This window comes from Gammaproteobacteria bacterium (assembly GCA_041395445.1).
Lineage (GTDB): Bacteria > Pseudomonadota > Gammaproteobacteria > Xanthomonadales > Marinicellaceae > NORP309.
The window spans coordinates 435191-447239 of sequence record JAWLAO010000003.1 but is presented as its reverse complement, the minus strand read 5'-3'; the positions used below and the strand labels follow the sequence as shown (position 1 = coordinate 447239).

Annotated in this window: 10 protein-coding genes; all 10 read right to left on the bottom strand. The window is 38.2% G+C overall.

All coding sequences use genetic code 11. The features are described from left to right. Window position 1: 1 nt before the first annotated feature. Window positions 2-424 (bottom strand): prepilin-type N-terminal cleavage/methylation domain-containing protein, encoded by a 423-nt coding sequence (locus tag R3F25_07805; protein ID MEZ5496720.1) that lies wholly within the window; start codon window positions 422-424, stop codon window positions 2-4. After that, complete coding sequence (locus R3F25_07800) at window positions 424-891, bottom strand: prepilin-type N-terminal cleavage/methylation domain-containing protein (GenBank protein ID MEZ5496719.1); 468 nt, start codon at window positions 889-891, stop codon at window positions 424-426. The genes R3F25_07805 and R3F25_07800 overlap by 1 nt, the downstream gene beginning before the upstream one ends. 37 nt (window positions 892-928) lie before the next feature. Continuing rightward, the gene (gene gspG, locus R3F25_07795; GenBank protein MEZ5496718.1) at window positions 929-1357 is read right to left on the bottom strand and encodes a type II secretion system major pseudopilin GspG; all 429 of its coding nucleotides are present in this window, start codon (window positions 1355-1357) and stop codon (window positions 929-931) included. A 10-nt stretch (window positions 1358-1367) separates the two neighbouring features. Next, a complete protein-coding gene (locus R3F25_07790; GenBank protein ID MEZ5496717.1) occupies window positions 1368-2576 on the bottom strand; it encodes a type II secretion system F family protein in 1209 nt (402 codons plus the stop codon). After that, window positions 2576-4234: a type II secretion system ATPase GspE gene (gene gspE, locus R3F25_07785; GenBank protein ID MEZ5496716.1), complete on the bottom strand. Its 1659-nt coding sequence runs from the start codon at window positions 4232-4234 to the stop codon at window positions 2576-2578. The genes R3F25_07790 and gspE overlap by 1 nt, the downstream gene beginning before the upstream one ends. Window positions 4235-4344: 110 nt before the next feature. Next, complete coding sequence (locus tag R3F25_07780; protein ID MEZ5496715.1) at window positions 4345-5004, bottom strand: exosortase H-associated membrane protein; 660 nt, start codon at window positions 5002-5004, stop codon at window positions 4345-4347. 3 nt (window positions 5005-5007) lie between these two features. Continuing rightward, entirely contained in the window at window positions 5008-8847 is a 3840-nt protein-coding gene (purL, locus tag R3F25_07775) for a phosphoribosylformylglycinamidine synthase (GenBank protein ID MEZ5496714.1), read from the bottom strand. Between the two features lie 154 nt (window positions 8848-9001). After that, the gene (locus tag R3F25_07770) at window positions 9002-9727 is read right to left on the bottom strand and encodes a thioredoxin fold domain-containing protein (GenBank protein ID MEZ5496713.1); all 726 of its coding nucleotides are present in this window, start codon (window positions 9725-9727) and stop codon (window positions 9002-9004) included. A 100-nt stretch (window positions 9728-9827) separates the two neighbouring features. Then, window positions 9828-10730: a site-specific tyrosine recombinase XerD gene (xerD, locus tag R3F25_07765; protein MEZ5496712.1), complete on the bottom strand. Its 903-nt coding sequence runs from the start codon at window positions 10728-10730 to the stop codon at window positions 9828-9830. A gap of 23 nt (window positions 10731-10753) precedes the next feature. After that, window positions 10754-12046 carry a hypothetical protein gene (locus tag R3F25_07760; GenBank protein MEZ5496711.1) on the bottom strand — a complete coding sequence of 431 codons (1293 nt, stop codon included), beginning with the start codon at window positions 12044-12046 and terminating at the stop codon, window positions 10754-10756. Between the last annotated feature and the right edge of the window lie 3 nt (window positions 12047-12049).

The following is a 12049-nucleotide window of genomic DNA, read 5'->3' as shown; positions in this document are numbered from 1 at the left end:
ATTATCTAGCCTTACTAAAATCCGGAGTGACTGCGCGCAAAGTCACAAATTCAGTTTTAAAATCTTTGTTCCCAAGACTTGCAGTTACTACCAGCCTGACATGCATGAGCTCAACTGCAGAAAAATCCTGGTTATAATCTCCTTCATAAGGAACATCAAAAGGGGTTATTTCCATATCCCAATGAATATTGTCCTCAAACTCGCCACTGCTTCCACCTTCTTCAATGAGCTCAAACAACCCGAGTTCGTCCATTTTACTTTGTGCATACATGGCGATTTTTGTCTCATGTGACGCTCTGACGGTATTTTTAGCCGAGCCGGCGATAATCTGCATTACTGTTGCAAAAGTCAGAGCCATAATACTAAAAGCAACCAGCACCTCAAGCAAAGTAAAACCATTCTGTTTAGACTGAGAGATTCTCATTACGTCCCTTCAAGCATGGTGATTTCACCAGTTAACCAATTCACACTGATTTTCCACATCTTTTCACCGTAAGTCAGCTTCACCCAGCCACCGGTAGAACTCCCGTCTGAGAAAAAACGAATGGAGCCGGTGGATTCGTCTTGAACGTCCAAATCGGCAGTATAAACATTAATTTCCATGTCTTCAGGGATGTGAACAATTTTCTTTCGTGGAGCCTGATAAGTTTTTTCCCTGACGTTGAAAGTAATCACTTTCTGTTCATGCTTGACAATCGCTTGTCCGCGTGTGTAACGCATTGCAGAAACCAAATCCTTGCCAACAGAGCGGATTTTAGTTTGTTTCAAGCTTTTGGTCATACTGCTTGTGACGAAGCCTGCAATCACAGCAATGAACGTCATCACCAAAAGAATTTCAAGCAGACTGAAACCTCTTTGAGAAAAACCGAATTGCGAATACGTTGTTTTCATCTGGTATTAACTCAAAGGCAAATCTCTCGGAATCTGCTTAAATTTCCCAGCTGTTAATGTCTTTATCAAATTTAGTACCACCCGGTGATCTGTCATTGCCATAGGAGCTGATACTAAATTCTTCATCATTTTGACCCGGATTGCTGTATTGAAACTCTTCGCCCCAAGGATCTTTTAATTCTTTTTTCTTGGCATAAGGGCCAAGCCAGTTGGAATCACCATTATCTTCTGCCAAATCGTTCAATGTTCTGGGGTAATAACCTAAATCCGTATTGAAGTTTTCAGCCGCCATTTTCAGTTTTGAAATTGTGATTTCAGCTGCTTTAATGTTTGCTTTAATTTTATTTTTACCAATATTATTCGCAACAATTCCCATAATGGTTGCCATAATGACCATCACAACAAGAATCTCAATTAAACTAAAACCTGTTTGTTTCCCCATGTTTATATGTTTTCTTTTATTCATATCTGTACCTTTATCCTACCAAATCATTCATATTCAACATTGCCATCAGTATGGCAAAAATTATAAAAAATATCAAAGCTGCCAGTGTTAGAACCACAATCGGAACCAGCAATGATATCATTCTGTCAACTGAAGTTCTGACTTCCACATCATAAGTATCAGCCGTTTTAAGCAACATTTCGTTTAATTTACCGGTTTCTTCACCGACACTGATTAACTGTTGTGCCAACCTTGGAAACTCTTTTTCCTTATCTAAGCCTACCGCCAAAGGCTCACCGTGCTTCACTTTCTCAGAGGCTTCCGATATTATTTGGTGCAGCAATGAGTTATTTATCACTTTTTTGGCTATTTGCAATCCAGAAAGCAACGGCACTCCGCTATCTACCAGTGTTCCCAAAGTTCTGGAAAAACGAGCAATATCAATTCGTGTGAACAAATCACCGAACAATGGCAACTTCAATAATTTTGTGTCCCACACCAGTTTAAACTCTGGGTCTTTTAACTTTTGTTTGATTGCAACAATCACCGCTATAATTAGCAATACAATCACCCACCAATAATTTTGTATGAATTCTGCTGTACTTAAAACCAGTTGTGTGACCGCAGGAAGTTCAACTCCGGCATCTTCAAACATTGGCTTGAAAGATGGAACCACTTTACCCAAAAGCACAAAAAGCGATACTCCTGATAATACAAACAGAATGATTGGATAAATCATTGCTGAAATAACACTATCTTTCAGTGCTTTTGCTCTTGCCATATAATCTGCCAAGCGCTCCATCGTCACTTCCAATGTTCCACCCATTTCACCGGCACGTACCATATTGACATACATATTAGTGAAAACATGTTGCTCTTTCAAAGCATCAGACAATGTTCCGCCACCACGAACCTTATCACGGATTTGCTCAACCATGATTCGTAACCGTTCATTATCAATCAAATCAATCATCACTGTTAATGATCTTTCCAGTGGCATACCGGAATTCAATAAAGTCGCCAATTGATCGGTAAATTCACCAATTTGTTTCTGCGAAACATTTTTTCGAGATGCTAATAGATTTTCCAGAGAAAACCCACTACTCAGTTCCTTTGCCAACAATGGAATATTTCCGGCAGCCTGAATTTTACCAATGACTTCTGCTTTGCTGGTCGCATCCATTTGTCCTTCCAGCTGTTCTCCGGCAGGCGTTAGAGCCTTGTAGATAAACTGCGTCATTAGTTTTCCTGACTCACTCTCAGTACTTCTTCGTAACTGGTTCTTCCTTCAAGACACTTCAACAAGCCGTCTTCATAAATGGTTGTCATACCATCTTTACAGGCTTGTTTTTGAATGTCACCGGCCGTTCCATGCTGCATTATGATTCTACGAATGGAATCGGACATTTCCAAAAATTCAAGTATTGACATCCTGCCACTGTAACCCGACAGATTTGTTGCACTGGGAACCGGTTTGTAAAAAGCATATTTATTCAGTTTAATTAACTTATCCAGTCCCATGCTTTTAACCACATCATCAGCAAGAATTTCTTTTTTCATGGTGGATTGATCGAGTTTTCGAACCAACCTTTGAGCCAGAATTCCATTGACTGTTGAGGTTAATAAATAATCTTCAACACCCATATCTAGCATCCGAGTTACTCCACCGGCGGCATCATTGGTGTGAATTGTTGACAACACCAAGTGACCGGTCAACGCAGACTGAATGGCGATTTTGGCTGTTTCCAAATCACGCATCTCACCAATCATAATCACATCCGGGTCTTGGCGAACAATCGCTCTGAGAGCCGATGTAAAATCCAAACCGATGGATGATTTGACCTGAATTTGATTGATACCAGTAAGTTGATACTCAACAGGGTCTTCTACGGTGATGATTTTACGTTCTTCTGTGTTTAATTGCTGTAATGCAGTATAAAGAGTTGTGGTTTTACCGGAACCGGTCGGACCGGTTACCAACATGATGCCATGTGGAAGTTCCAAAGATTTTTTAAAAGGTTTTAACAATCTGTCGGTGAATCCTAATTCGTGGAAATCAAACACGATGCTTTCCCTGTCCAAAATCCTCATAACCACACTTTCACCATAAGATGTGGGGACTGTTGAAACCCTTAAATCGAGCTCTTTACCTTGAACTCTGAGCATAATCCGACCATCCTGTGGCAGGCGTCTTTCGGCAATATTTAGCTTTGCCATGATTTTGATTCTTGAAATGACTGCTGCGGTTGACCGTGCCGGCGGAGACTCAACTTCTTGCAAAACTCCGTCAATTCTGTATCTTACTTTCAATCTGTTTTCAAAGGGCTCAACATGTATGTCAGATGCTCTTGATTCAACAGCTCTTTGCATGATGATGTTCACCAGACGAATGACCGGCGCTTCACTTGCCAAATCTCTTAAGTGATCGACATCTTCTTCATCACCGGCACTTTCATCGGTTAAACTTTCAACAATCTGACCCATCGCCGATCTTCCGCCACCAAAATATTTTTCAATGGCATTTTCAACTTCTGAAGGCAAACCAATTTTGATATCCAACTTTTTGCCAGATGCCATCCGAATGGCTTTTACGGTAAACTCATCACTGGGATATACCATGATAACCTTAATTGTTTCTTCATCCTCCGAAATCGGCACAAACAAACTTTTTTGCATGAAACGAATGGGGATTTCTGTTTCGACATTAGTGGTTTCAGGATAATCTTTTTCCTTTATGACTTCTAATTCCATCACTTCACTGAGCGATGAAGCCACATCTCTCTCGGACGCTAAGCCCAAGCGCACTAAAAGAGGAACTAATGAGGTCTCAGGATTTTCCTTATGCAAGCGCTCACCACGAATTAAATCCTCCTGCTTCAACCGACCTTTTTCAATCATGTACTGACATAACTTGTCCTCAAATGACAAGTTTAAGGAAGGATTTGCTTCCGTTTTATCAATTTCTTTTTCTACTATTGTTTGCTGTTCTGCCATATATACGCCTGAAGTCACTTCTTCTCAGACACTTTCGCATCTTTTAAGTTTCCGTTTATTTTTGCATCTAACCCTGTAATAATGCCAATGAAATTCTTGTTCATTATAATCCATGCAGCTATTGGTATTACTGCCGGAAATATTAAGTAAGACATCTGATAGAATAATGCTATCAAGTCCGGAAATAATCCAGTATCTAAAATAGCTTGTTTGGAATCAGGGCTTCCATAAAAAACCAGATGTTTCATAGCTTCCCAAAAACAACCAAAGGTTTGGATAACGACTACGATAATATAACCAAGCACAATTTGCTTGATTTTCTTAGCAGGGGCCAGTTCAGGTATTGAGACTGTTAAACCGGAAATTACAGCTAAACCATAACCATAAATCATTGGATTAACCGCAACATCCAGAACCGCCAACTTAGCCCCCTGACCCGGAAAAGTTTGTGAAGGGAATATAAGTGTTTCAATACTCAGCATGTAGTAATTTGAACTCACAGAATTAAACAAATCAGGCTGCCAAGTGGTTAGAACAAACTGCAATAAATACTTAACCGGTAGCACCAGCAGTGTTGCTGAATAAAACCAAATAAAGAAACATAACGGCAAATATAGAACAGTGCTGATAAGAAGTCTTTTGATTATTGCTTTTGCGTCATGAATTTCAGTCATAATTTAACCTACGAATTTTCTGGCATTATAAAACATTCTCATCCAGGGTGAATTCCCTTGCCATGAGCTTGGAGCCCACGACATTTGTGCTGCTCGAAAAACTCTTTCCGGATGAGGCATCATCACCATAACATTTCCATGTTTATTTACCACAGCTGCGGTTGCAAGTTGTGATCCATTGGGATTGAATGGATAGCTTTGTGTTTCAACGCCACTATTATCAATATATTTTGCGGCAATAATGCTGTTAAGTCCACCATTATCATTTTTGAATACAGCCCGGCCTTCTCCGTGAGAGATTGCCACCGGAATTTCTGCTCCCTGCATTCCTTCAAAAAATACCGAGTTGCTGTTTTCAATTTTTAATGACGAAAACCTGGCCTCAAATTGTTCGCTGGTATTACGCATGAATCTTGGCCAGTATTCACTACCCGGAATAATTTCATAAAGCGATGAAATCATTTGGCAACCATTACACACACCCAATGTAAATTTATTATTGTCTGCAAAAAATTCTGCAAATTGACGTTTTATATTTTCATGAAAGAGAATGGTCTTTGCCCAACCACGCCCCGCACCCAAAACATCTCCATAAGAAAAACCACCACAGGCTGCCAATCCTTGAAATTGGCTCAGGTCAGTTTTGCCCGTTAATAAATCCTGCATATGCACATCATGACATTCAAAGCCGGATCTATAAAATGCCATTGCCATTTCTTTTTGGCCATTAACTCCTTGCTCGCGCAATATCGCAACTTTAGGTTTTTGTACATTGAGGTAAGGAGCAATTATTTTTTCATCAAAATCAAAACCAACTTTTGGCGACAATCCAAAATCATCTTTGCCAATGTTCTGATATTCCTGTTCACAAGTTTCCGGATTATCTCTTAAACTTGCCATCAAATGACTGGTCTTAGCCCATTGCTTTTCCAAATCAACCAGTTCCGAATTAAAAACCACTTGATCATTTTGTTTCAACACAATTGTTTTTTCAGTTTTTGGCTTTCCTAAATAATGGACTGAATCTGAAATACTCATCCTTTCGATTATATCCCTAAAGCCTTCATCATTACCTTCTTCAATAGCAATTACCGCTCCCAGTTCTTCACTAAAAAGCGTCTCCAATGCTGTGTATTGGCTAAAATCGAGATTTGCTTTTATACCACATTGACTGGCAATACACATTTCTAATATTGAAACAAACAAACCACCATCAGAGATATCATGATAAGCAGAAATCATTTCATTTTTGACTAGCTGCTGCATTGTTTGCCAAAATATTTGGATTGTTGATACTTGTGGCAAATCCGGACAATCATTACCTAATTGCCGGTAACTTTGCGCCAAACAAGAGCCGCCTAATCGTTTGTTGCCACCTGCCAAATCAATGTAATAGAAACGATGTTTCTTTTCACGATTAAAATACGGAGTCACACTTTTACGAATGTCATTCACATTGGCAAATGCTGAAATAATTAATGAAACCGGAGCTGTTACTTGTTTGTCTTCTGCACCATCTTGCCATTGGGTATTCATCGATAACGAATCTTTCCCCACAGGTATCCCAATTTTCAACTCCGGGCATAGTTCTTCACCGATCGCTTTTACAGCTTCAAACAAGACTTCATCTTCACGACCTTTTCCGGATGCTGCCATCCAGTTTGCAGATAGTTTGATATTCGATAAATCACCAATATCATTGGATGCGATGTTTGTTATGGCTTCGCAAACAGCCATTCTTGCTGATGCTGCACCATTGATAAGTGCTAATGGGGTTCTTTCACCAACTGCCATTGCTTCGCCGCTATTGCTGTAATAATCTCTTAATGTTACACCGCAATCAGCTACTGGAACTTGCCAAGGTCCAACCATTTGATCTCTGTGAACTAACCCTGAAACAGTTCTATCACCAATGGTTATCAGATATTTTTTACTGGCAACCGTCGGGTAATTTAATACTTGATAGACAGCTTTTTCGATTGTTACACCAGACAAATCCAGTGCTTTTAATTCGGGTTGAACTGTTGAAATATTTTTCTCAGTTTTAGGTGTATTTCCAAGTAGCAATTCCATCGGAATCTCAACAGGATTATTCCCAAAGTATTCGTCAGTCACCTTAAGTTGTTTTTCTTCGGTTGCTTTACCTAAAATTGCGACCGGACATCTTTCACGCTGGCACAGTTTTTCAAATTCAGACAGTTTTTCTGGTTTGATTGACATCACATATCGTTCCTGAGATTCATTACACCAAATTTCCATTGGCGACATTGATGTGGTGTCAATCTGTAATTTACGCAGTTCCAGAACGCCGCCAAGACCGGCGTCATCCAAAAGTTCCGGCAAGGCGTTGGACAACCCTCCTGCTCCCACATCATGAATGGAACGAATTGGGTTTTCGCCTCCTTGACTCCAACATCTATCAATAACTTCTTGACAACGACGTTCCATTTCCGGATTTCCTCTTTGCACCGATGCATAATCCAAATCCGCGCAACTTGTTCCACTCGTCATTGACGAAGCAGCGCCACCACCCAAACCAATTAACATAGCCGGACCACCCAAGACTGCCAAATAATCACCGGCTTGAGTGTCTTGTTTAATTGCCAATTCACGATTTATAGTTCCTAATCCGCCTGCCAGCATGATTGGCTTATGATAACCTCGCCAGCCATAATCTTCTGTATTAATCTCCATGTTACGAAAGTATCCACAGATATTCGGGCGACCAAATTCGTTGTTAAATGCAGCTGCACCTAATGGGGCTTCAATCATTATTTCTAAAGCTGAAACAATTCGATCCGGTTTGCCTATTAAACTTTCTTCCCATTTATTGATATTTTCGGGAATTTGAAGATGACTAACTGAAAATCCGGTTAGGCCTGCTTTAGGGCGACTGCCTTGACCGGTAGCAGCTTCATCTCTAATTTCTCCACCCGAACCGGTTGCCGCACCTGGATAAGGCGAAATTGCTGTCGGATGATTATGAGTTTCTACTTTAATAAGGATATCAGCTGTATTGTTCTGTTGGAAATATTTATTATCCTCATCAACTAACCAACGAATCGACTCACCTCCTGCAAAAACTGCTGAGTTGTCTTTATATGCAGAAATTGCAGGCTTGTCTGTATTTGCTTCTGTATTCCGAATCATTTTAAACAATGATTTCGGTTGCTCAACGCCACCAATTGTCCAATCCGCATTAAAAATTTTATGGCGACAATGTTCAGAATTTGCCTGGGCAAACATCATTAATTCAGCCTCAGTTGGCTCTTTTCCAAGTTCTTGATAACTTTTAATCAGATACTCTTTTTCTGACTCTGATAATGCCAAACCCATTTCTCTATCGATAGAGTTTAGATTTTTCGGATTGTTTATTATTTCTAAATCATTTTGAGGCGTTGGTTTGAATTCTTGAAAAAGGGAGTTTAATTCATGTATATTCGTATGAGTAGATTCCATCATGCGATCAAATAATTCAGTGTATTGTTTTATCTCCAGACTAACAGGATTCTCGAAAACCATGCATTTCACATGTTCTGCACGCACAACAAAGTCTAAATCACAATTGTGCAAAATATCAGTTGCCTTACTTGACCAAGGGGAAATTGTTCCTTTTCTCGGAGCAATGTACAAAGTATTTTTAACCTCTTCAAAAGATTTTGCTCCTAACAAATTTTTCAGCTTCTCGATATCAATTGACTTTGTCTTGTCAATATTTATCAAAAACACATCGGAAACTTCTTTAACAGTATTTCCAAAACCTTTTAAAGTATCATTAATTTTATTAATTCTAAATGGACTGAGGGATAGTCCCCCTTGTAACACAATAACCTGATTATTCATTAAAATTAAATGGTGTGACAGCGGTGTTGAATGATAGCATTTTTATTTTTTTATTGCACGAGGATAGACGCCATTAGCTTTTGTTGTAACTAAAATTACTTTAGCAAACAAAAAAGCCGGGGGAAACCGGCTTTTTAATCAAACTATATAAAATTTACTGCGCTTCTAGCATAGTTAAGCGATTTAACAAATCTTGTGGCGGAAGATATCCTGGCAATAATTTTCCATCATCTAAAATCAATGCTGGTGTCCCTGTTACGCCTGCTGCTTGTCCAGTCAAATAATGATCTTTGATTGGGTTATCACATTTTTTAGGTTCTAACTCAACACCTGATTTTGCATTTGTTAAAGCTGTTTTTCTATCATCGTTACACCAGACTGTCTGAGCCTTATCAAATGATGGGCTGTTTAAACCGGAACGAGGATAAAATAAGTATGAAATTCCTATACCCAATTTATTATATTCATCAATTTGAGTATGCAATTTTCTGCAATACCCACAGTCAATATCTGTAAACACTGTTAAGTGATATTTCATATCATCAGGATAAAAATTAATTCTTGAATCCACACCAACCTTTTCTATGACTTCTTTACGTAGCCCCGATTTTCTTTCTTCTGTAATGTCTTTTCTGCTGGTTGTATCAATAATACTACCATTAATCAGATATTTTCCATCATCAGAAATATAATACACATCTCCAGTTCGAGGGCCTTCAATAATAATTTCTGTCACATTATCAATTGGAGTTTCACTAGCTGATGATACAACAGCAGTTGGAGCTAAGTTTTTGATACCTGTTTTGATTTCTTCACTTGGTTCCATAGCATTTAATGCAAATGAAGCCGCCAACAAAATAGGGAAATATTTTTTATACATAAGTTAAATCCAAGTTAATTATTTTTTCTAAGACACAAGAGGAAAGATTTTAGTTCCAATTTATTAACATATCAACTGAATATCTTTTATTTCTAGTCTTCTAGCCTCTGGGATGATGTTCATGATGTATTTTTTTTAATTTTTCTTTTGCTACTAATGTATATATTTGTGTTGTTGAAATATTCGAGTGTCCTAATAACATTTGTACCACTCGTAAATCGGCTCCATTATTTAGCAAGTGTGTTGCGAATGAATGTCTCAACATATGTGGTGATGGTAATGGATGAATACCGCATTTTTTTGCGTATTTTTTGACACTATGCCAAAAAGTTTGACGCGTCATATTTTGTCCTCTATTACTTAAAAAAACAAAATTTGATTTCTTGTTTTTAAGTAACCCGGAGCGATGAAACTTTAGATACTCTAATAAGTAGTCTGCTGCATATTCACCAATAGGAACTAACCTTTCTTTTGACCCTTTGCCCAAGATTCTCACCGTCCCTTGATTAAGATTCAATTGCATCAGCTGCAAATCGACAATTTCACTCACGCGCATACCGGTTGCATACATTAATTCAAACATGGTCTTATCCCGGAATCCTATTGAATCTGCCTCATCCGGAGAGTTAAGAAGCTGCTCAATCTGTTCTTCCGATAATGGTTTAGGCACATTTCCTCTAGTTTTTGGTTGTGTAATTAAGTCAAAAGGATTGCTTTGAATATATTTTTCTTTCTGTAAAAACAAATAAAATTGTTTAATTGATGATATTTTACGGGCAACGCTCTTGGTTTTAATTTTTTTTATTCTGATTTCATTTAGAAAATTTTGAATAATTACTTCATCAACTGATGTTAAGCGCTGGTTGGATTCTTCTAAATAACGTAAAAATTGGTTAACATCTGAAATATAACCGGAAATTGTATTATCTGATAGCCCCTGTTCAAGTTTTAAAGCATAAAAAAAAGCAGTAACAATTTCCTCATTACTGCTTTTCTTGCTCATTGACTCTATTCTAAATTAATATATTAGCCACCAGTTGACTCAACAGCATCTGTCAGGATTTGCTCTCTTTCCTGCTGAGCTTTCTGTCTGGCATATTTTTTCTCTAGATGATCTATCCATTGTATGGCATTTTTTCTCGCGTTTTTATAATTTTTAGCATGCTTTAAGGCATCAATAGCACCTGGAATATTACCAATCTCACTTTCAACCATTCCAAGCAACAACCATGTGTTTCCAAATTGTGTTTCAGTCAACCCACCTTTCTCAATGGCTTCTCTCAGAGCTTGCTTTGCTTTTTTCCAATCTTCTCTTTCGAAATAGATATTAGCTCTTTGAAAGTCGATTTTACCGTCTGTTGCCAATTTACTGGCCTCGTCAAACGCCTCAAGTGCCTTATCCATTTCAGCTGCTGAGTACCAAACTTTTCCTAATGAATCCCAGTGTTTGAAACTTGGTTTAACAATACCTTTTTTAAGACCGTCTTCTAAAACCTGTCCTGCTTTATAGGGCACTTCCATCAATGCATACATTTTATAAAGAGTTAAACGGTTTTTTTCGTCATCCAAGAGGCCATTTTTATCAGCTAGTACCAATGTCGCTAAAGCCTTCTTATCCTGCTTAAGATTAAAGTAAACACTATATAAACGAATCCAGTAATCTCTTTTATTAGGATTAATCTCAATCAACTTCTCTAAAACATTTGCAGCTTCTTGGAATTGTGAAAGTTCCATATGAAGAGAGTACAACATATACATCCATTGTTCTCTTGGCTCATCCGACAATGCAATTGCTTTAATAAATAAAGGTATCGCTTTCTTATACTGATTGAGTTGAGCATAAGCATTACCTTCCATTGCAAATGTTGTATCTTTGATTTTATCAGTAACTTTGTAGTATTCGTGCAATGAGTCTATTGTCTTTTGATACTGTCCAAGAGCTGACTGCAAACTCGCAACCTGAAGCATCAAACTAAAGTGCGTCAAATTAGGTAAAGCATCAGAAGCTAACGCAGCTTGATAATGTTTAATGGCATCGGCATATTTTTCTTCACCCGCATCAATCCAGCCAAGATATTGCTCAACATTTGCTTTTTCATATTCGTTAAGCCTTTTTGCCATCAACTGATTTAAGTCAACTCTCGCTTCATGGTATTTATTATCGGCAATCATTTCGAGAATTTTCTCAAACTTCTTATACACCAACTCAGTAATACCACCACTATTTTCACGTGTTCTTTCCGGATTACCGGTTAACTCTTCACCTGCAAAGACAAGTTGAGATGCTAAAACTAGGGTTACAAATATAATCTTTTTCATATT